Origin of the sequence: Methylophilus aquaticus (assembly GCF_030769565.1) — a bacterium.
Classification (GTDB): domain Bacteria; phylum Pseudomonadota; class Gammaproteobacteria; order Burkholderiales; family Methylophilaceae; genus Methylophilus; species Methylophilus aquaticus.
On record NZ_JAVCAP010000011.1, the window covers coordinates 44067 to 65545 of the forward strand.

Sequence of the window (21479 nt, forward strand, 5' to 3'; positions counted from 1 at the left end):
TTGTTAAATCGGTAAGACTAATTAATGCCCAAGCAAATGCTTGGGTGGGTTGAACTGTATGGTTTCTACTTCAATATTTTTAAGTTTGGCGTGCAGCTGGTAATCATGAATAAACTCCACCACATCGTAAGCAATCGCTTTGCTATGGGTGCAATCAATAATGACTTTGCTGTTAGCCGGAATATTTTCCAATACCTCTAAAATGCTGGCTTTGTTAAAGAACGAGACTTCTTCGGCCAAGACCAGATGATGAACCGCACGCCCCTCTTCATTCGAATGTATTTTTTTGACATAGTGCGAGTTGCGGTAGCTGTGATGTAATGTGTAAAACACTGCGGCTACCAAACCCAGGCCGATCCCTGTCAATAAGTCAGTCAGTACAATCGCCACAATGGTGATGATAAACGGTACAAACTGTTCCCAACCCAGATCATACATTTGCTTAAACAAGCTAGGCTTCGCCAACTTGTAACCTACCATAATCAAAATTGCAGCTAGACTTGCCAGCGGGATCATATTCAGGAAACTGGCAATGGTCATGGCGCTCAATAATAACCAGAAACCATGCAGAACAGCCGAGAGTTTACTCTGTGCACCAAAGGTAATATTGGCACTACTGCGCACAATCACCTGTGTAATTGGCAAACCGCCTATCATACCTGAAACAATATTGCCCAAACCTTGCGCCTTGAGCTCACGGTTAGTAGGTGTGACACGTTTAAGCGGATCAAGCTTGTCAGTCGCCTCCACGCAGAGCAAGGTTTCCAGACTGGCTATGATCGCCATCACCAGTGCGGTTTTAATCACCATCGGCTGCATTATCTTACTAAAATCAGGATAGGTGAAAAAGCTTGCAAAGTCACTCAAGCTGCTGGCAACCGGCAATCGTACAATTTGGTCTGCCTGCAATTTAAACTGTAACCAATCGTGTATAAATGCCCAATTCAATGCAATACCGACAAGCACCACAACAATGGGCCCCTGCAGTATTTGGAAAATCCTGTGTTTTTCAGTTAACACAGAGTCCCACAAAATCAAAATTGCAAACGAAATAACAGCAATCAGCACAGCACCTGGGGTTAACAAATCCCACGACTGTAAAATATCACTAAAGGTATTATGACCGCCGTGCTCTTCAAACGCTTCATCGCCTTCGAAATCAGCATCGTACCCCAACGCATGTGGAATTTGCTTCAAGATAATCAACAAGCCAATCCCGGTCAACATGCCTTTGATCACAGAAGTGGGAATGAAGTAGGCAATAAAGCCCGCCTTAAATTGACCAAGCAAAAACTGAAAAATACCAGCAAGCACTACTGCGGACAAAAAGACCTCATAAGAGCCAAGACTGCTGATGGCGGCCAGCACAATCACAGCCAAACCGGCTGCTGGACCACTTACGCCGAGTTGTGAGCCACTGGCCAAGCCAACCACAACACCACCAATGATGCCGGCAATCACTCCGGAAAACAGCGGTGCGCCCGATGCCAGCGCAATGCCCAGACAGAGGGGTAATGCGACAAAAAAGACAACAATCGATGCAGGAAAATCGCGATTAAAATATTGGAATAATCCGATGTGATTAGACTTTGTAGTGTTTAAAGGTGTCATTAATACTCCGGGAGACAAAAAAAGACGCAGCCTTTAGGATTATGCGCTGCGCCCAAGATTGGAAATACGGCCATGGTACAAAATAGACACCCCAACAGGGAGAAGAAGCGTCTATTTCAAATGGATACAGCGTTACTCTGCTGTATATGGACGCTTACCAATAAAATGTAATCTTAACTGCTGATGCTTGTCAAAGCCTTTGTCTTCAGGCGCCTGATCGGTCACAATACCAGCCCCCTCCCACTTGGCATCAGCGCCTTCTTTTTGTGCAACTGGCTCTTTACTATAAGCACGCTGACCATGAAAATTTTGTTTATGAATATTGTGGATATTCGTGCCCTGCTCTGCCACCTCTGCTGCATGTGCCACGACTATCAGCCCCATATAAACCAATACTGCAACTAACAATTTACGCATCATCTCGCTCCTTATGCTTCACCGCGCATCTCCAGAACTGGCGTGCATCTGATAAAGCGTTTCAAACTACTGACTATGGTTGTCATTATCCCGTGCACGCTCCAATAAAAAGTCTCCCATTATAGGTAGATCGGTATATACTAAATGGCATATGCCAAATGACAGCACACCACAGCAAGCCGAGAGTGCGTTTGCGTTACGCAATGCACTCAAGCAAACCCAATCACAAGTGGCTCAGGACCGTTTATTTGAACACCTTGGTCAGCAACTGTTCAACACGGGTTGGTCAGAAGAATTGTGCCAGTGGCTACTGGACGCGCTTTGCATGCAATATGGTGCGCAACATGGGCTGATCGCGCAGCAACATGCAGGTGCCTTAAAAATCATGGCGCAGCGCGGCAAGTCCTATCCGGTGGGCGCACGCATTCCCATGCTGGGGGCGCTGGCCATGTGGCTGAAAGAACCCCTGCGCTTTGAACCACGCACACAATATGTGCCCAGCCTGTGGACGTTAACCGCGAATCAGGGCGATCATGGCATGTATTGTGTACATTTGCCGATCGCTTACCAGCAACGGGCTGTGGGGCTGCTGGCTTTGCTCTCTGGCACGCCGCTCAACCAAAGCCAGTTGAACACGCTATACAGCTTTTGCGGATTGCTCGGATTTGCCCTCTACGGCCAACCCCAGGCTGCATCCAAAATTGATGATACTTATCTGCAAAAGCTCACGCCAAGAGAACGAGAGGTCTTCGCATTACTGCCATCGGGTGCCAGCAATGCCACACTTGCGATTAAACTGGGAATATCCCCAGGCACCGTTAAAATTCACATTGAACGTATTTTGAGCAAGCTAAATTTAAATGACCGTACGCAAGCGGCAGTCAAAGCAGTCGAGGCTGGATTCAAAAGCGAAGGTCTGTAGCCATGCCTAAATTGCGGGATGCCTATTTGCAGTTAAGCGAGCCACTCAGGCGTCAATGGCAGGATCTACCACTGACGATTAAAGGCATTGTGCTCAACGCGCTGCCTTTAACAGTCTTGCTGGCCTCTCTCGCTTTAATTTTCAAAAGTGAACAGCAATCAGCATTGCTGGAAATGCGCGTACAAAATGCATTGCAGATTCAGCAGGACATTCAAACTCTGCAAACCCAGCTCCTCGAGGCCTCCACCGGTGTCAGGGACTTTTTACTCACAGGCAATCGGCAATTTTTATCTGGCTACCAGCATGCAAAACTGACCATGCCACGCCTGTTGGACACATTGGAGCAGAAGCTCGACGATGAAGCACAACAGCAACTGCTGCATGTGATACATCCATTACTGCAAAAAAACCTCGACGATCTGGCCACCCTCGCTAGCAATACCTCACATGAGGCCAATGAGCAACTCATTCGCAAGTTTTTATCTCAGAGCGACGCCCTGAACCGGCTGCGAGAGGATCTGCAAAGCATGAGTGACCGGGAAGCCAGCCTAGTCACAAAAGACAAACAGGACGTGATACACGAACGGCAGCGCAACTTTCAAATTACCATCATGGCAGTCATCGCAGGAGTTCTGGGCTCTTTGATCGGCGTGTGGATTTTTTCCAACACCATTGTTGCCAGGGTCAGAACCATCCGTGACAGCGCCAACCATCTGGTGAAAGGCGAACCGCTGGCACTGCCAAGAATCAGCCGGGATGAACTGGGAGAGTTAACGGAAGAGTTGGACCATGCCTCGCAATTGCTTGCCCAAAGCACTCAGGAAGCGCACCAGGCGAGAGTTGAAGCCGAAGAGGCCAGTGCTGCCAAAAGCAACTTTTTATCGCGAACCAGTCATGAGCTGCGCACGCCACTCAATGCCATTCTGGGCTTTGCTCAGATTCTTGAGAATGATTTGCCAGAGGGCAGGCAGAAAGACAGTGCTACTCTGATTTACAACGCAGGGCAACACTTGCTGAAGCTCATTAATGAAGTGCTGGATATTTCGCGCATTGAAAGTGGTGACATTGCCATGTCACTGGAAGTCATGGCACTCAACCCCTTACTGGAGGAAGCGACTCACTATATCAAACCGCTAGGCAGAGTGCGCGACATGCAGATTAAAACGCAGTTCGCAGAGCATCTCTATGTGCGCGCAGACCGCCAGCGTCTGCTACAAGTGATTCTCAATTTACTGGCCAATGCCCTCAAATACGGCCCTGAAAACACCACAGTTTCTTTTAACGCCTATCTCGCTGGCGACCATATTCGCATTGAGGTGATGGATGGCGGAAACGGGATTCCCACTGAACTGCGCTCGCGTTTGTTTACCCCGTTTGACCGTCTGGGTGCGGAGCGCACCATGACAGAAGGCACCGGACTGGGGCTGGTTCTCAGCAAGCAGTTGATGGATGCCATGGGTGGCGAAATAGGTGTGGCCGACACGCAAAGCATGTTCTGGATTAGCTTGCCGGCATGCACTGCTGACGGTTCAACTGCACCGGCATTGGCGCCCGCCTCCACAGAAAAAGCATTGATGCCACCACCAGCCGCCTCGCAGGCTCACCAGAAAAAGCATGTGCTGTATGTTGAAGACCACGCCAGCAATCGTGCGCTGATGGAAGCCATCATGAGCAGGCACAAAGGGATCAAACTGCATCTGGCAAACAGCATGCAGGAAAGCATGATCTGGTTACGGGACATGACCCCGGATGTATTAATGGTTGATTTGAACCTGCCAGATGGCTCGGGCGAGCAACTGATTGAGCATGTCAAATCCAGATCGGACATGCAACAGGTGCCCATTATCGTATTGAGCGCAGATGCCCTGCCGGAAACCATCACACGGGTACAACAGATGGGGATTTCTCAATACTTTACCAAGCCGGTCAATGTCGCCGCATTTAACCAGCATTTGCAACACTTACTGTTAGAGTCCACCAGATGAATATCGATCAACTACGCGCTTCAAAAATCCTGATTATTGATGATGCCGAAGCCAACCTTCGGCTGCTCGAAGAGCTGTTAACCAAAGAGGGGTTTGAGCAGGTCATCAGTACCGCCGACCCCACCAAAACCATGGACCTGGTCAATGCCTTCCAGCCAGATCTGATTCTGCTGGATTTAATGATGCCGGTGCTGGATGGGTTTGCCGTACTCGATCAACTCTCCCACCATGTTGGCGCCAACGAATACCTGCCCGTGCTGGTCCTCACAGCAGATGCTACCATTGCAACGCGTCGCAAAGCGCTGGCCTTGGGTGCAAAAGACTTTTTAACCAAGCCTTTTGACCCGATGGAGGCCATGCTGCGCGTCTGGATACTGCTGGAGACACGCTGGTTATTTACGCAACTCAAACAACACCAGCCTAACCTGCAATTACCAGGTTATTCGTCATAGTCCGGCAGGCCTACTCGGCGCTGTCAGGCTTCACGTAGGGGCGCTTGCTCGCATATTGCAGATTGAGCTGTTTACGAAACTGCTCTTTTTGCTCGGCCACCTGATGTGCCGCAGGTTGCTTGTCTATTTGCAAGCTGGCGCCTTCCCAGGCCTGATTTGCCGCCTGACCAACCAAAGGTCGCTTTGCAATATTCTGATTACCTGCCGCCTGATCTGCCAGGGCGGACCCGGCAAACATCATTGCAGCCAAACTCATGACGCCATACATTGTTACTGTTTTCATCGCACGCTCCTTGTAATTGAGACTTCGTTGTTGCCGCCTTTTTGAGACGGATTTTATGATGTTCAATGTAGCGCACATGTCTTACACGAGTCTTTCAAAACCCTTTCACCAAGCTGAACAGACCTTCTCACAGATCCCTTCGTTTTTTTCAGCTTGAATTAAGACACGCTCTGTATTGTGAAAACTCAATACATTAATACGGAGATCACGATGAGCATATCTATTCGCAAACCTGCCAGCCTGTTCATCCTCAGCCTGCTATGTGGTTTGATGATGAGTCAACCAGCCTGGGCTGATGATGACGATGACCCGGCCAAAATCGCCGAAATGGCAAAAACCTTTGGCCTGATTTCACTGGAAGATGCCCAGAAGAAAGCCCTGGCCGCCAAACCGGGCATGGTCAAGGAAGCGGAGTTGGAGAACAGAAAATTCAAATCCGGCTGGGATTACGAATTTGAAATTGTGGACGCCGATGGCAAGGAGTGGGAAGTGCTGATTGACGCCAAGACTGGCAAGGTCAACAGCGTCAACCGTGACTGGTTCTAATGCGCGCTTAAGCAAGATGCCTGCCTCAGGCAGGCATCAATGTGAGTTGTACACGCAAGCCGCGCAAACGTTCGGAATGCGTGAGTACAACATTGCCTTGGTAATGTTGCACAATGTCCTGCACAATCGCCAGCCCCAGGCCACTACCTGGTTTGGATTCGTCCATCCGCATGCCACGCTGCAGCAAGGTTTCTAGCGCTGGCGCATGGCTACCAGGGCCGTCGTCCTCTACGGTAATGTGTATGGCGCTGTGGACGGAAATCGTTAATTGCACCTGGCTGCGGCACCATTTAAACGCGTTATCAAGCACGTTTCCGAGTAGCTCCAACATATCCTCACGGTCTACCATCACGCGCGCCTGGCCGTCGTGCTGCCAGGCAAAAGCCACGGTCTTTTCACTGTAAATTTTTTGCAGTGTCGCCACCAGCTTAGGTAGCTCTACTTCCAGATCCGTCGTTTGACTGCTATACACATCCCCCATCAAGCGTGCACGTTTTAATTCGCGCTCCACATCTTGATAAATATCAGCGCTACAACTTTGTACCATTTGCCGTAACTGGGCATCACTTTCTGCCGTGGCATCCGCAGACAATAACTGTAGCTGGGCGAGACGGGTTTTGAGCCCATGGGCCAGATTGCCAATGGCCAACCGCGAGCGCCGGGTTTTATGGCTGGCACTTTTGAGAATACGGTTAAACTCATTCACCAGCGGCATCACCTCGGCGGGTCCGCTGGCATGAATCTGCTGTAGCTCGCCGCTCGCCACTTTTGCCAGGTTTTCCTTGATTTGCTGTAATGGGTTCAGCGTATTCACCACGATCCAACGCTGCAAGACGAGCAGCGCCAGCAAGCCTAGTAAGGAAAACACCCCATACAGCCAGTGAAACATGCGCAAACTTTGCTGCATTTCGACCAGGCTTTCAGCGATATAAATCGTAACGGTTTGCTGCTGCTTGCGATAACCATGCCCCAACAGCAACAGTGGCTGGGATTCAGGGCCTGTCACATGCGTGACCTGCTCTTCACCCACGTTGAGCGCGCTGACCGGCAATTCCACATCCCACCACGAGCGTGACTGGGCTTTTTGCGTGCCTAGCATCACAATGAAATAGCGTCCAGAAAAAGGACGCTGGTATGAAGGCGTCATCACATGCGGCGCCAACACCAGTTGCCCGCGCCCATTCACAGTGACGCCAGCGAGTATGCCTTCGGCTTCCTGTTGCATGCGTGCCGCCATCTGCGACTGGATCATGTGGTCTATGGTAAAAGTCACCACCGCCCATTGCAGCGTCAGCAGTCCGACCAGGCTGAGCGTCAACCCCAGCGATAATTGCTTACGCAACGACTTCATGCTGTTGCACTCACCAGCACATACCCCTGACCGCGCTTGGTCAGTATCCTATCCGCCCCTATTTTCTGCCGCAGGCGGTTCACATAGACCTCGATCACATTGCTGTCCTTATCGGCATCATAGGCATACACATGCTCGGTGAGCTCGGTTTTAGAGAAAATGCGACCAGGGTGCAGCATCAGGTAACGCAACAGCCTGAACTCGGTGCCGGTCAACACATGCGCCGCTTCGCCCTGCCATACCGTTTGCGTATGCTCATCAAGCTTTAAATCTTCAACCACCAGACCGCCACTGACAACCCCAACCGTGCGTTTATGCACAGCACTGATCCGCGCCAGTAACTCCTCCATATGAAAAGGCTTGGTCACATAATCATCCGCACCCAGATTAAAGGCTTCGACTTTCTCCTGCCAACTGCTGCGTGCCGTCAGTACGATCACCGGCATCGCCAGCCCTTTGGTTCGCCATTCAGCCAGAACTTCCAGCCCAGGACGCCCCGGCAGACCCAAATCGAGTATGACCAAATCGTACGGCTCCAATGCGCCTTGAATGCCAGCTTCAATACCCTCCTGCAACCAGTCGCACGCATACCCCGCTACCTTGAGCGCCTGCTGGGTCTGCGTGCCAAGCAAGGCATCATCTTCCACCAACAGCAAACGCATCAGTCGTCCTGCTCCATTTTCAGCAACTGTCCGGTTTTGGCATCCAGCTTCAGCTCCCACACCTGGCTACTGGCATCCAGTATGTCTATCTCATACACATAACGCCCATGCTTTTTCTCAAGCTCCACCTCAAGAATTTCACCAGCTTTATAGGATTTGGCTTTTTGCGAGATTTTTTCCAGGCTCAGAATTTCACCTTTGGCAGATAAGCGGCCAGCGTTGGCCGCACTTTCACCCGAATCGGCACACGCTAATAAAGACAGTGTTGCCAGCAAAACCAGTAAGGCAAACCAGCCCATCCATACACGGCGTTTGGTCCAAAACATGTACATCAAGCTCCTGAAAATGGTAGAGATGTCCAAAGTTTAACAGCATTCATCTTAAACCAAGCTTAAAGGCAAGCCGCCATCAGCATCAAAAGTTCAGATTAATTAAGCAGGGATACTTTAAAAACCTTGCAACCGCTACAATATAAAACTGAGCCTTTAATCACCCCGCTGACATGCAATTTCTATCCCATACCTCCAGTGCCAGATTACCCACGCAGTTTGGTGAGTTTGATATCCACGTATTCACTGACAGCCGCAATGGCGTGGAGCATGTCGCGCTAGCCTATGGGGATGTGCAAGGCGCGAACGACCCGCTGGTGAGAGTACATTCGGAATGCCTGACAGGCGATGTGTTTGGCTCGACACGCTGTGATTGTGGTGAACAGCTGCATCATGCGCAACGCCTGATTCAGGAAACTGGCCAGGGCTTGATTTTGTATTTAAAAAATCATGAAGGGCGTGGCATAGGCCTCGCCAATAAAATGCGTGCCTATGCCCTGCAAGACCACGGCATGGATACCGTAGAAGCCAATATCGCCCTTGGTCTGCCAGTCGATGCACGCACCTATGAAAGTGCGGCAGACATGCTGCGCTACTTTGCAATCAACAGCATACGCCTGCTTTCCAACAACCAGGAAAAACGCACTGCCCTGCAAACGTTAGGTATTACCATCCATCAGCAAGTGCCTTTGCTAACCACCCCTACTACAGAAAATCTTAAGTACTTGAAAACCAAGTCGGTCAAGCTTGGGCATTTGATTCCAGACCTGTGATTTGCTGCCTTTTCGCTCATAAATAACGGTTATAAGCCGCATACCAAATGTTATAACCCCCTGCTTGCTTCGGGTTTATACTGCTTTTTCCAATAATCATAAGCAGGAGAGCGACGAGATGAAGCAAGAGACCCTATCGATCCATGGCGGCTATCACCCGGACCCCACCACCAAGGCGGTTGCGGTGCCCATTTACCAAACGACCTCTTACGCGTTTGACAATACCCAGCATGGTGCAGACCTGTTTGACCTCAAAGTCCAAGGCAATATTTACACCCGTATCATGAACCCGACCACCGCCGTGCTCGAAGAGCGCCTGGCACAACTGGAAGGCGGTATTGGCGCGCTGGCACTGGCTTCTGGCATGGCCGCAATTACCTATGCGATTCAGACCATTGCCGAGGCAGGCGATAATATCGTTTCTGTCTCGACGCTGTATGGCGGCACCTATAACTTTTTTGCACATACCCTGCCCAAGCAAGGCATTGAAGTCCGTTTTTTTGATTATCGCGATCCGGCCTCACTGGAAAAACTGATCGACAGTCGCACCAAACTGGTCTTCGCCGAAACCATAGGCAACCCGCTGGGCAATGTGGTTGATCTGGGCGCCATCAGTGCTGCCGCCCACAAACATGGTGTACCGGTGATTGTTGACAACACAGTCGCCACACCGATTCTGTCTCGTCCATTCGAGCACGGTGTGGATATTGTGGTGCACTCGCTGACCAAATACATAGGCGGTCACGGCAACTCGATAGGCGGCATCATCGTCGATAGCGGCAAATTCCCCTGGGGCGAACATGCAGCCCGCTTCCCCAGTCTCAACACCCCGGACCCCAGCTACCATGGCGTGAATTATGTAGAAGCCCTGGGGCCCGCCGCCTACATCGCCCGTGCCCGTGTTGTACCGTTGCGTAACACCGGTGCCGCCATCAGCCCATTTAACAGCTTTCTCATCCTGCAAGGCCTGGAAACGCTAGCACTGAGAATTGAGCGACACAGCAACAACGCCCTGGCAGTCGCCAACTACCTGAAACATCATCCGAAAGTGAAATGGGTCAGATACGCTGGGCTTGAAGACCATCCCGACCATGCACTGGTCAAAAAATACCTGAATGGTCACGCCTCTGGCATCCTGTCCTTTGGCGTGCAAGATGGGCGTGAGGGCGGCACGCGTTTTATTGATGCCTTGCAACTCTTTACGCGCCTGGTCAACATTGGCGATGCCAAAAGCCTCGCCTGCCACCCGGCCACCACCACCCACCGTCAACTCAATGCCGAAGAACTGGCACGCGCTGGCGTGAGGGCGGATATGGTCAGGTTATCGGTCGGGATTGAGCATATCGATGACTTGATTGCAGATTTGGAGCAGGCGTTGGCTAACGTTTAAGACTGCCAAAACCGGCCATGTCGGTTTTTCTGCTAAAGAAAACTATGCGAGCGCAGCAGCGATGCTGCGCTTTTTCATCTATAGTCGAGTCATATCCGCAGGAGTTTCAAACTTCTGTCCAACTAACTAGTTGGGCAACATCTTGTCAACGAGTTAAATTCGTTGTTATCGAATCAACGTACTTTCAATGCTTAATTTTGGTATTGTTATATTTGGTAACTAGTTGTCCACCCTACTTGAATTAAATTAGTGTTATTAAGCCCCCGACAAATGAGCCCTTTCTTGCAGAAACTAACAGAATATGGCTATGTTCAGTTTGATGGTCAGCCTTTTGGCAATAGCACTATGGAGATTGGCACGAACATCGGGATGGTGATCACTCTACCTATCATAAAAACAGTTCAAGAATTGACACCCTCAAATAGAGCTTCATTGGAAGCAAGTAGTTATAGCGGCAACTATGGTCTAGAAGAGTTTCCTTTTCATAGTGATATGGCCCATTGGTTTCAACCGCCAAGATATTTGCTACTTTGCTGCCGGGTACCTGCAATTTCTGTAGAAACACGAATAGTGAAATCAGAACAGATTTTTGAAGGAGAAGAAACAAATGATTTGCGCCGAGCATTATTCAGACCCCGGCGAAGACTTAATGGGCGTTTATCCCATCTTCGACTATTTGAAGGTGACTTTTACCGATGGGATTCTCTTTATATTGAACCAATAAATAAACTAGGAGTATCGTTGCGTTCAAGGATTATAGATCGGCTAGCAAATGCAAACTACGAAGCGATAGTTTTAGGTTATTCTAACCAATGTCTTCTGATCGATAATTGGCAAACCTTCCATGCGCGATCTGCCGTTACTTCTGAAGGTATGAATAGAAAACTTGAACGGCTCTACTTATCTGGACTTAAAGGTTAATTAATGAAGCAAACAAGTCATGAATGGTCAAAAGAGTCTTTGTTCGCAAAAGCACAACTTTACGCTGAAGTAATGTTTGAAAATCAAGACAGTAATTGGCAATTTGGTTTGTGGTCAGCCTTTGTGCTTGAAATGCTAGTCCGTGCCGCAATTGCAAACGTATCTCCAGTATTACTTGCTGATAGCAAAGATTGGAATAACCTACTCCACGCTTTGGATAGACCAACCAAAAAGCAAAAATTCGTCGCAAAATCTGCGTCAATAACAGAACTGATACAAAGAGTTGAAGACTTAATTGACGGATTTACAAGAGAGCATTCAAATTTCTGTGCAAACCAAGTAGCGCGAAGGAATAGTGAAGTTCACTCTGGAAATATGCCTTTTGAAAACTTAGGAACAGCCTCATGGCTTCCTAACTTCTTCACCGTTTCTCAAATACTTGCTAACGAAATTGGCGAGTCACTTGAATCACTGTTCGGAAACACTGTGGCTGAACAAGCTAAAGAGGAAATATCTGCATTTAAAGACGATACTGCCAATACAGTTAATGACACTATTAATGCTCATAAAACTGTTTGGAATGATAAAAACCTCGAAGAGCAGGAGCAAGCTCGAAAGCAAGCAGAGACCGTCTCTCTTCGGCATTATGGCCATCGTGTGAATTGCCCAGCATGCAACAGCATCGCTTTATTACAGGGAAAGTCAGCTGGCGAAGCTAAGAAAGAAGTTACTGATGACGGCATTATCGAAAGACAAGTGATGCGACCAGAAACTTTTCAATGCGTTGCGTGTGGTCTAAAGATAAATGGGTACTCGAAACTAAGAGCTGCCGATTTAGGGAATACGTATATCTCCACATCTCACTATGATGCGCTAGAGTATTTTGATGTCGATCTCGATGATCATATTCGAGATATGATGGCAGATGATAACAACGAGTATTGATAAGCCAATAAAACCATTCCCGTATGGAAATGGCCTAATCAATAAAGTTTCTGCTGTTGAGGTGGAGCTAAAACACCCGCAACTGTGACGGTTTCAGGTACACCGTCTCACCCTGCTGAAAATTCAACTGGTTAAACTGTTCGCGTCCCAGTTCAACATCCACATACTGCGCGTTGTCAGCACGCTTGATCTCCAGCCTGACAAGAGAGCCCACCGAATGCACATAGGTCAGTGCGCCAGCAATGCTGTTTTCCTGAGGCTCGCGGCTGACGGCGATTTCATAAGGTCGCACAAAGCCTTTGCCTTGTGGGGTCTCAAAAGCGTTTACGTTGCCTAAAAACTCATACACAAACGGCGTGGCTGGATTATCGTAAACCGCTTGTGGCGAACCCACCTGCTCTACCTGACCATGGTTCATGACGACAATGGTATCAGCCACTTCCAACGCTTCTTCCTGGTCGTGCGTGACAAACACGCTGGTCACATGCAACTCATCATGCAAGCGGCGTAGCCAGCGGCGTAGGTCTTTACGCACTTTGGCATCCAGTGCACCGAAAGGCTCATCGAGCAACAAGACTTTAGGCTCAACCGCCAGCGCGCGGGCCAGCGCAATCCGTTGCCGCTGACCACCGGACAATTGTGGTGGATAACGGTCTGCCAGCCAATCCAGCTGCACCAGGCTTAACAAATCATGTACGCGTTTTTTGATCTCGGCCTCGCTGGGGCGCGTGGCTTTGGGCCGCACGCGTAAACCAAATGCCACATTTTCAAAGACGGTCATATGGCGGAACAACGCATAGTGCTGGAACACAAAGCCGACCTGACGCTCGCGGACATCGGTATGTGTGGTGTCCTGGCCATCAAACAGCACCTGGCCGCCGTCAGGGGTTTCCAGGCCAGCGATGATCCGTAGCAAGGTCGTTTTACCGCAACCTGATGGCCCTAGCAACGCCACCAGCTCCCCTGAAGGCACTTGCAGGTTGATATCGCGCAAGGCGCTAAACTGGCCGAAACCTTTACTGATATTTTGTATGGTGATGCTCATATTAAACCGTCACTTCCTGTTCGTTATCTGCTGCCGACTGCGAGGCCTGCCATTCCACATAGGTTTTTAAAATCAGCGTCACCAATGCCAGCAAGGTGAGCAATGACGCCACTGCGAAGGCCGCAGCATAGTTATATTCGTTGTACAAAATTTCCACATGCAGGGGCATGGTATTGGTCAGGCCACGAATATGCCCGGAGACCACAGACACCGCGCCAAACTCGCCCATGGCACGGGCATTTGTGAGGATCACGCCATAAATCAGGCCCCACTTCACATTGGGCAGAGTCACATGCCAAAGCATTTTCCAACCCGAGGCACCCAGCACCAGTGCGGCTTCTTCTTCCTCCTTGCCCTGCGCCTGCATCAGCGGAATCAGTTCGCGTGCCACAAATGGAAAGGTCACAAAAATGGTTGCCAGTACAATGCCCGGCACGGCAAATACCACCTTGATATCATGATCAATCAACCACTCGCCAAACCAGCCCTGCAAGCCAAAAATCAGCACAAAAATGAGGCCGGCAATCACCGGTGAAACAGCAAAGGGCAAATCGATCAAAGTGATCAGAAAGCTTTTACCTTTGAACTCAAACTTGGCAATCGCCCAAGCCGCCGCCACGCCAAACACCAGATTAAGGGGCACGGCAATCAAGGCCGCAATCAGGGTCAGTTGCATGGCAGAAACCGCATCAGATTCGGTGATGGCGGCAAGATAGACATCCCACCCTTTACGCAAGGCCTCGCTAAATACGGCGGCCAGCGGCAACAGTAAAAACAGCCCGAGAAACGCAAAGGCTAACGCCAATAGCAGGCGGCGTACCCAGGGCGGTTCTGAGGTTGCACGCTTAAGGGCAACCTTGCCATGGTATTGTTGAAATTGTGTTTGATGCACGATGACACCCCTGAATAATGGTTTGTATATGGTTGCGGAGAATGAACTGTGGCCGCAGCTTGGTCCGGGTCAAGCCCGGTTCCCATGCCGGTGGCTACTCCACCATTGCAACAGGTTAATGATGAGCAACAAGGCAAATGAAATCACCAGCATCACCACGGCAATTGCGGTTGCGCCTGCATAATCATATTGTTCAAGCTTGGTAATAATCATCAACGGCGTGATTTCTGACACCATGGGCATATTGCCTGCAATAAAGATCACCGAGCCATACTCGCCTACTGCCCGTGCAAATGCCAGCGAAAAACCGGTGAGCAGCGCAGGCCAGATCGCGGGCAAAATGATTTTATAAAAGGTCTGCCAACGGTTGGCACCCAAGCTGGCTGCGGCTTCTTCGGCCTCAGCGCTAAAATCCTCCAGGATAGGCTGCACGGTGCGCACCACAAAGGGCAGGCCTATAAAGGTCAGGGCGACCACCACGCCCAGCGGCGTGAAGGCGACCTTGATGCCATGTGGCTCCAGCCATTGGCCCAGCCAGCCATTCGGCGCATAAATCGCTGTGAGTGAAATACCGGCTACCGCCGTCGGCAATGCAAAAGGCAAATCTACCAGTGCATCGAGTACTTTTTTGCCAAAAAACTGATAGCGCACCAGCACCCATGCGGTTAACAAGCCAAACACCAGGTTGATCAGTGCCGCAATCAATGACGCACCGAAAGTGAGGCGGTAGGTGGCCAATACCCTGGGCGTGGTCACTACCGCCCAGAACTCACTGGGCCCTAGCTCGGCTGAGCGTAAAAAAACGGCGGCCAATGGAATCAGCACAATCAGGCTCAGGTAAACCAGGGTGTAGCCTAATGAAAGACCGAACCCCGGCAGTAAATGCTTTTTTTTCTTCTTCATACCTTGTCGGTGCGTGGATTAAACAGGCGCTAATGTAGCGTGAAACTCTAAAAAAATTAAAGAATAAATAATCATTTATTTATAACTATTTCTTATATCCATTGCGTACGTCAGGCAACTCTGGGCACACGCCCATTGTTGCGGTACTGGTCGTTCAGCACTTTGGCCACCACCGGTTCCGCCAGAAAATTCCCCTGTAACACGTTGGCGCCTGCGGCGACAGCAATGTCTAGTTGCTGCTGCGTTTCAATGCCGACAATCACCGGCGTACTGCCGAGGTCTTGCACGCTATGTACCAGCCCTCTGAGCGCACTCGCCAATGCGGGTTGCTGAGCCGCCTGATGAATGACCGAGATATCAAACTTGATAAAGTCATGGTGCGCTGCCCACAAGCGGTAACCTAATGCCCGGTAATTTTCTATGGCCGGTAGCAATTGCTTGTCCTGCTCGACCAGAGATTCCTTGATTTCAAGCACCACGCGCTCGGTAGGCACCGAGTATTTGTGCAGGATCTGCTCAAAGACCTTGCCATGCGCATTGACCTCGATCAGCAACTTGGGATGCACATTGAGGAACAGCAAGCCATTTTCCTGATGTATCGCCCGAAAATTCAGCACATGTTGCGAACGGCATACGCGGTCAAACTGCACCAGTTTGCCCGCCTGCTCGGCATAGGTGAATGCAAACTCTGGCGTGCTGCCCAATGTGCCAAATAATGAGGGCCGGATCAGTGCTTCGTAGCCGTAGATCTCGCCTTGTTTGGTGTCATAAATCGGCTGGAATGCTGTTTTCAGATGCACGCCAATAAAGGTACTTTCATACTCTCCGCTGTCCGCCTCAATCAAACCCAGCTCATCGAGATCAAGAGACAAAGCCTGCTTGAGCTCCGCCCGCAAACGGGCAATATAATCGGGTTCAGTCTGTACTTTATGGGTCATGGCTTACCTCCTTCCCATAGTTGTAATCATTTGGCTCTAATCATTGAGCTGTCACATTATTTCAAGTAAATCTGGTCAAAGATGCCGCCATCACTAAAATGGGTTTGTTCGGCGTCGCTCCAGCTGCCAAAGGCTTGTTTGACGGTAAACGTATTCACTTTTTTGAAAGCAGGCTGTCCGGCATCGGTCACTTGTGGCCGTAAATAATGCTTGGCGGCAATCGCCTGACCCTGCGCTGAGAAATGGTATTCAAGGTAAGCTTGCGCCAGTTTGCGTGTGCCTTTTTTGTCGACCACTTTATCGACCCAGGCCACCGGATTTTCTGCCAGCACAGTGAGTGAGGGATACACGGCCTCGTATTTATCATCGCCAAATTCCTGCTGGATCAGGTGCACTTCATTTTCAAAGGTGAGTAACACATCGCCGATTTCACGCTGGGCAAAGGTGGTGGTTGCCCCGCGGCCACCGGTATCCAGCACAGACACGTGTTTGAACAGTTCGGTCACAAACTGGCGTGCCTTGGTGGCATCGCCGCCCTTTTGCGTGACATAGCCCCATGCGCCCAGATAACTGTATTTACCGTTACCAGAGGTTTTAGGGTTGGGGATCACCACCGCAACGCCAGGACGCACCAAGTCATCCCAGTCTTTAATATGTTTGGGATTGCCCTTGCGCACCAGGAAAACAGTCGGTGAGGCACTGGGCACACTGTTATTGGGCAAGCGCGTCTGCCAGTTAGCTGGAATCAGCTTGGCCTTTTGAGCCAGTACATCAATATCTGCACTGCGGTTCATGGTAATCACGTCCGCCTCCAACCCGTCGATCACGGCACGGGCCTGCTTGGATGAGCCGCCGTGAGACTGGTTAATCGTCACCGTCTCGCCGGTTTTGTCTTTCCAGTACTGTGTAAAGGCCGGATTGAAATCCTTGTAAAACTCCCGCGTCACGTCATATGAAGCATTCAACAATTCGGCGGCTTGCAGTGACACACTGCTCAATAACATGGTTAACAAGGCACTGCGCAAAACAAACGGCATAGATCACTCCCTTTTTATGATGAGACTGGGGAGCACTATAGCGACAAACCTATATCTTTAAAAAGAATAAAAAATAATATATTTATAACTATAAAGAATTAAAGAGCAAGCAAATATCTAAGAAACTACAATGAACATATATACTTCATCAAAACTAATTGCTAATGCTCTATAAAAACTAAACCTTAACAATAGGGGGTTGCATCTATGCAATTCATTAATACCGGGCCTGATATTCCCGATACTTTGCTACAGGCGCATGAAGAAGGTCGTGTAGTATTTTTTTGTGGAGCTGGAATTTCTTATCCGGCTGGTTTACCAGGATTTGCAGGCTTAGTTAAGAAGATCTACCAATTAAATGGCACAAATATATCCGACAGCGATATTGAGACTGAGGCATTCAACCGCGGTCAGTTTGATGCAACTCTTGACCTACTTGAACGACGCTTGCCGGAACAACGGATTGCAGTACGAAGAGCTTTGGCTAAAGCTCTAAAACCCAATCTAAGTCGGAAGGGGGCCACTGATACCCAAGCTGCTTTGTTACGTCTAGCTCGCAATCGGGATGGCGCGCTTAGATTAGTTACTACAAATTTTGACCGTATCTTTCATGCTGCAGCAAAAAGGACTGGTCAATCCTTTCAGACTTATGCAGCACCAATGTTACCTATTCCCAAAAATAGTCGATGGGATGGCATCGTCTTTTTACATGGGCTACTGCCAGAAAAAAATGATGATGTAGCTTTGAATCGTCTGATTGTAACAAGCGGTGACTTTGGTTTAGGGTATCTAACCGAACGTTGGGCAGCACGCTTTGTAAGCGAGTTATTTCGAAATTATGTCGTATGTTTTGTCGGTTACAGCATTAACGACCCAGTACTTCGCTACATGATGGACGCATTAGCAGCTGATCGCATGCAGGGCGAGGTCACACCGCAGGCTTGGGCCCTTGGAGATTGCACAACAGGGCAAGAGCATATCAAAACCATAGAATGGGAAGCAAAGGGTGTTAGACCTATACTCTACAGTGTGCCTGCAGGCAGCCACGATCATTCTGCCTTACACCAAACTTTGCAAGCTTGGTCAGAAACTTATCGTGACGGCGTTCAGGGCAAGGAATCAATAGTGGTTAAACATGCCCTGGCCCGTCCCCAGGAGAGCACCCAACAAGACAATTTCGTTGGGCGTATGCTTTGGGCTTTATCAGATGACTCAGGTTTACCGGCAAAACGTTTTGCAGAGATCAATCCAGCTCCTTCATTAGATTGGCTTCTCGAATTTTCTAACGAGCATTTTGGCTACGATGATCTATCACGTTTTGGCGTAGCTCCAAGTAAAAAAGTGGACGCAAAGTTACGATTCAGCTTGATTAGGCGACCTTCACCTTACACCCTCGCACCTCAAATGCTACTAACATCCAGCAGCACTGTCAGCAGCCAGTGGGATGACGTGATGTTCCAGATTGCCAGATGGTTGGTGCGCCACCTGAATGACCCTAAACTGATTATATGGATTGCAGAGCGGGGTGGGCGGCTACACGACCGTTGGATTTGGCTAATTGAACATGAACTCGACCGCTTTGTTTTATTGGAGCATGAGGGTAAAACGTCCGAACTCGACGAAATACGCTTACACGCACCCCAAGCCATTCCTGGCCCACTCATGCGCACTTTGTGGCGCCTTCTGCTTAGTGGCCGGGTGAAATCGCTGTGGCACGATCCCGACTTCTATCGTTGGATAGGACGCCTTAAACGCGAAGGATTAACCGCCACATTACGTCTGGAGTTGCGTGAACTGTTAGCGCCAAAGGTAATTTTGAAGAAACCATTTCACTGGAATGAGGATGATTCGAGCGACGCTGACGAGCCCTCTCGGATCAAACAATTGGTAGACTGGGAACTCGTACTTTCCGCTGATCACGTGGGTCCCACTCTGCGCGACTCGGCTAATGTCCACTGGACATCTGCCCTACCTCTTTTGTTTGATGATTTCCAACAGTTATTACTCGATGCCCTGGATTTGCAGCGTGAGTTGGGAGAAGCCAATGATCATAGCGACCGATCACATTGGGATTTACCCTCCATAACCCCTCACTGGCAAAATCGTGGATTCCGTGATTGGGTGACCCTCATAGAATTGCTGCGTGATGCCTGGAAGGCGATTTATTTAATCGATAAGACGCGCGCCACACGAATTGCTCATACTTGGTTTGAGTTTCCCTATCCAGCATTTAAACGTCTTGCATTCTTTGCTGCCAGTCAAGATGATTGCATCTCCCCCGAGGAATGGGTGAATTGGCTTTTGACCGATGATGGATGGTGGTTGTGGTCGACAGATACTGGACGAGAAGTGTTCAGACTATTTGTCCAACAAGGGCGTCAATTGACAGGACACGCACAAGAACGCCTTGAGGTTGCTATTCTGAAAGGTCCGCTGCGTAAGATGTACCGAGAGGGTATAGAGGAAGATCAGTGGCAAGATTTGGTTTCACGCTCTATCTGGCTGCACCTGGCTAAATTAAATGTTTCCGGTCTTACATTGGGAACACTTGCTGCAGCACGCTTGGTGGAAATTTCTACCACCAATCCTCAATGGCAGTTGATGAGTAACGAACGTGACGAATTCTCGCACTGGATGAGTGGCACTGGAGATCCGGACTATGAAGATAGCCGTGATGTCGACATTGCACCTCGAAAGCGTCAGGATCTAGTGCAATGGCTCACTAAACCTACTTCAGGAGGTCGACCTTTCTATGAAGATACGTGGAGAGATGTTTGCCGCACTCGCTTCTTTCACAGTTTTTTCGCGCTTTGCGACTTGGCCAAGAAGAATGTGTGGCCCGTTGGTCGATGGCGCGAAGCACTTCAAGCTTGGGCTGGAGAAGGCACAATGTTGCGCTCCTGGCGATATGTTGCACCACTGATACAGACAATGCCTGACAAAGTGTTTGAAGAGATGATCCATGCTGCCACTTGGTGGATCGAATCCATATCCAAATCGATCAACTACCATGAAGACATACTACTGAGCCTATGCAACCGTGTGCTTGCCTTGCAGTTAGAAGAAGGCACAGGTCCTCGGATAATACGCAATGGCGTCGAAACCTATGACCCTGTTACCTCAGCAATCAATCACCCTATCGGGCATGTCACGCAAGCCCTGATCAATATTTGGTTTAAACAAAACCCAAACGATAACGATCAGCTTCCTGCGAAATTTAAGCCTATCTTTACCAAATTATGTGACGTTCAAATAGAGCAATTTCGCCATGGCCGGTTGATACTTGGCTCGCGCCTAATCGCATTATTTCGCGTCGATCGAACCTGGACCGAACAATATTTGTTACCGTTGTTCGACTGGAATAATCCTATCGAAGCAAAAGCACTATGGGAAGGATTCCTATGGTCGCCACGTTTGTATCAGCCATTGTTAAAAGCGTTCAAATCGAAGTTCCTAGATAGTGCTAACCACTATGACGACCTTGGAGATCATCGCCAACAGTTCGCAACATTCCTCACATATGCAGCATTGGGACCGACTACCGGATACACAGTTGAAGAGTTTCGAACTGCGATTGGTGCGCTCCCACAAGAAGGTCTGGAAGAGTCCGCGCAGGGGCTCTATCAGGCACTTGAAGGTGCTGGAGATCAACGAGAGGACTATTGGAGAAATCGTGCTCAGCCTTTTTGGCAACAGATTTGGCCAAAATCTCGAAAACTTGCTACTCCACGAATCGCTGAGTCTTTGACTCGGTTAGTGATTGCCTCTCGAGACGAATTTCCATCAGCTTTGCAGACTGTGCAGGGTTGGCTTCAACGGCTTGAACATCCTGATTACGCTGTAGGCTTACTAGCAGAATCTCGAATATGCTCTAAATACCCAAAAGACGCGTTACTTTTATTAAGTTTGATAATCACTGATCAAGAATTGGTACCGAGGGACTTAGATAATTGTTTAAATCAAATTGCGAACTCAGATCCTAAATTGACACAAGATAGAAAATTTACCCAATTAAAAGAGTACTCTAGAAAACCTAAATGGTAATAATAGGGGCTAAAAGTTATAAGGTTTAGTTGC

The 21479-nt window shown here is 49.3% G+C and carries 20 protein-coding genes; 9 read left to right on the top strand and 11 right to left on the bottom strand.

The features are described 5' to 3' along the window. Nucleotides 1–21: 21 nt before the first annotated feature. Together Q9291_RS05130 and Q9291_RS05135 are read right to left on the bottom strand one after the other, a co-directional pair. A complete protein-coding gene (locus Q9291_RS05130; protein WP_306388953.1) occupies nucleotides 22–1611 on the bottom strand; it encodes a SulP family inorganic anion transporter in 1590 nt (529 codons plus the stop codon). A gap of 132 nt (nucleotides 1612–1743) precedes the next feature. Next, nucleotides 1744–2031, bottom strand: a complete 288-nt coding sequence (locus tag Q9291_RS05135) for a hypothetical protein (RefSeq protein ID WP_306388954.1) — start codon at nucleotides 2029–2031, stop codon at nucleotides 1744–1746. A gap of 148 nt (nucleotides 2032–2179) precedes the next feature. On the opposite strand from Q9291_RS05135, the gene Q9291_RS05140 reads away from it, so the two are divergent. From Q9291_RS05140 to Q9291_RS05150, 3 genes are read left to right on the top strand one after another with little or no spacing between them, the layout of a single operon-like run. After that, nucleotides 2180–2950 carry a response regulator transcription factor gene (locus Q9291_RS05140; RefSeq protein ID WP_306388955.1) on the top strand — a complete coding sequence of 257 codons (771 nt, stop codon included), beginning with the start codon at nucleotides 2180–2182 and terminating at the stop codon, nucleotides 2948–2950. 2 nt (nucleotides 2951–2952) lie between these two features. Continuing rightward, entirely contained in the window at nucleotides 2953–4935 is a 1983-nt protein-coding gene (locus tag Q9291_RS05145; protein WP_306388956.1) for a hybrid sensor histidine kinase/response regulator, read from the top strand. Next, complete coding sequence (locus Q9291_RS05150; RefSeq protein ID WP_306388957.1) at nucleotides 4932–5387, top strand: response regulator; 456 nt, start codon at nucleotides 4932–4934, stop codon at nucleotides 5385–5387. Before Q9291_RS05145 ends, Q9291_RS05150 begins: the two co-directional genes overlap by 4 nt. A gap of 10 nt (nucleotides 5388–5397) precedes the next feature. Here Q9291_RS05150 and Q9291_RS05155 read toward each other — a convergent pair whose 3' ends face one another. Then, nucleotides 5398–5670 carry a hypothetical protein gene (locus tag Q9291_RS05155; RefSeq protein WP_306388958.1) on the bottom strand — a complete coding sequence of 91 codons (273 nt, stop codon included), beginning with the start codon at nucleotides 5668–5670 and terminating at the stop codon, nucleotides 5398–5400. A 210-nt stretch (nucleotides 5671–5880) separates the two neighbouring features. Here Q9291_RS05155 and Q9291_RS05160 point away from each other — a divergent pair, with 210 nt between their 5' ends. Further along, nucleotides 5881–6216: a PepSY domain-containing protein gene (locus tag Q9291_RS05160; RefSeq protein ID WP_306388959.1), complete on the top strand. Its 336-nt coding sequence runs from the start codon at nucleotides 5881–5883 to the stop codon at nucleotides 6214–6216. A 25-nt stretch (nucleotides 6217–6241) separates the two neighbouring features. On the opposite strand, the gene Q9291_RS05165 is transcribed toward Q9291_RS05160, so the two are convergent. From Q9291_RS05165 to Q9291_RS05175, 3 genes are read right to left on the bottom strand one after another with little or no spacing between them, the layout of a single operon-like run. Next, the gene (locus Q9291_RS05165; protein ID WP_306388960.1) at nucleotides 6242–7567 is read right to left on the bottom strand and encodes a sensor histidine kinase; all 1326 of its coding nucleotides are present in this window, start codon (nucleotides 7565–7567) and stop codon (nucleotides 6242–6244) included. After that, nucleotides 7564–8229: a response regulator transcription factor gene (locus Q9291_RS05170; RefSeq protein WP_306388961.1), complete on the bottom strand. Its 666-nt coding sequence runs from the start codon at nucleotides 8227–8229 to the stop codon at nucleotides 7564–7566. Before Q9291_RS05170 ends, Q9291_RS05165 begins: the two co-directional genes overlap by 4 nt. Then, nucleotides 8229–8555: a PepSY domain-containing protein gene (locus Q9291_RS05175; RefSeq protein WP_306389020.1), complete on the bottom strand. Its 327-nt coding sequence runs from the start codon at nucleotides 8553–8555 to the stop codon at nucleotides 8229–8231. The genes Q9291_RS05170 and Q9291_RS05175 overlap by 1 nt, the downstream gene beginning before the upstream one ends. 176 nt (nucleotides 8556–8731) lie before the next feature. On the opposite strand from Q9291_RS05175, the gene ribA reads away from it, so the two are divergent. From ribA to Q9291_RS05195, 4 genes are all read left to right on the top strand, one after another. Next, entirely contained in the window at nucleotides 8732–9331 is a 600-nt protein-coding gene (gene ribA / locus Q9291_RS05180) for a GTP cyclohydrolase II (RefSeq protein ID WP_306388962.1), read from the top strand. Nucleotides 9332–9449: 118 nt separating this feature from the next. Further along, complete coding sequence (locus Q9291_RS05185; protein ID WP_306388963.1) at nucleotides 9450–10721, top strand: O-acetylhomoserine aminocarboxypropyltransferase/cysteine synthase family protein; 1272 nt, start codon at nucleotides 9450–9452, stop codon at nucleotides 10719–10721. A 282-nt stretch (nucleotides 10722–11003) separates the two neighbouring features. Next, nucleotides 11004–11642, top strand: coding sequence for a Fe(II)-2OG oxygenase family protein (locus Q9291_RS05190; RefSeq protein WP_370530741.1), 639 nt, complete (start codon nucleotides 11004–11006; stop codon nucleotides 11640–11642). 3 nt (nucleotides 11643–11645) lie between these two features. Next, nucleotides 11646–12587, top strand: a complete 942-nt coding sequence (locus Q9291_RS05195) for a hypothetical protein (RefSeq protein WP_306388965.1) — start codon at nucleotides 11646–11648, stop codon at nucleotides 12585–12587. A 67-nt stretch (nucleotides 12588–12654) separates the two neighbouring features. Here the strand turns inward: Q9291_RS05195 and Q9291_RS05200 are convergent, their stop codons facing one another. From Q9291_RS05200 to Q9291_RS05220, 5 genes are all read right to left on the bottom strand, one after another. Continuing rightward, a complete protein-coding gene (locus tag Q9291_RS05200; protein WP_306388966.1) occupies nucleotides 12655–13632 on the bottom strand; it encodes a sulfate/molybdate ABC transporter ATP-binding protein in 978 nt (325 codons plus the stop codon). Between the two features lies 1 nt (nucleotide 13633). Continuing rightward, the gene (cysW, locus tag Q9291_RS05205) at nucleotides 13634–14524 is read right to left on the bottom strand and encodes a sulfate ABC transporter permease subunit CysW (protein ID WP_306388967.1); all 891 of its coding nucleotides are present in this window, start codon (nucleotides 14522–14524) and stop codon (nucleotides 13634–13636) included. Nucleotides 14525–14593: 69 nt separating this feature from the next. After that, nucleotides 14594–15427, bottom strand: coding sequence for a sulfate ABC transporter permease subunit CysT (cysT, locus tag Q9291_RS05210; RefSeq protein ID WP_306388968.1), 834 nt, complete (start codon nucleotides 15425–15427; stop codon nucleotides 14594–14596). A 110-nt stretch (nucleotides 15428–15537) separates the two neighbouring features. After that, the gene (locus tag Q9291_RS05215; RefSeq protein WP_306388969.1) at nucleotides 15538–16365 is read right to left on the bottom strand and encodes an EAL domain-containing protein; all 828 of its coding nucleotides are present in this window, start codon (nucleotides 16363–16365) and stop codon (nucleotides 15538–15540) included. 56 nt (nucleotides 16366–16421) lie between these two features. Then, complete coding sequence (locus tag Q9291_RS05220; RefSeq protein WP_306388970.1) at nucleotides 16422–17402, bottom strand: sulfate ABC transporter substrate-binding protein; 981 nt, start codon at nucleotides 17400–17402, stop codon at nucleotides 16422–16424. 207 nt (nucleotides 17403–17609) lie between these two features. Between Q9291_RS05220 and dsr1 the strand changes: the two genes are divergently transcribed. Beyond that, complete coding sequence (gene dsr1, locus Q9291_RS05225) at nucleotides 17610–21446, top strand: anti-phage defense-associated sirtuin Dsr1 (RefSeq protein WP_306388971.1); 3837 nt, start codon at nucleotides 17610–17612, stop codon at nucleotides 21444–21446. Nucleotides 21447–21479 lie beyond the last annotated feature (33 nt).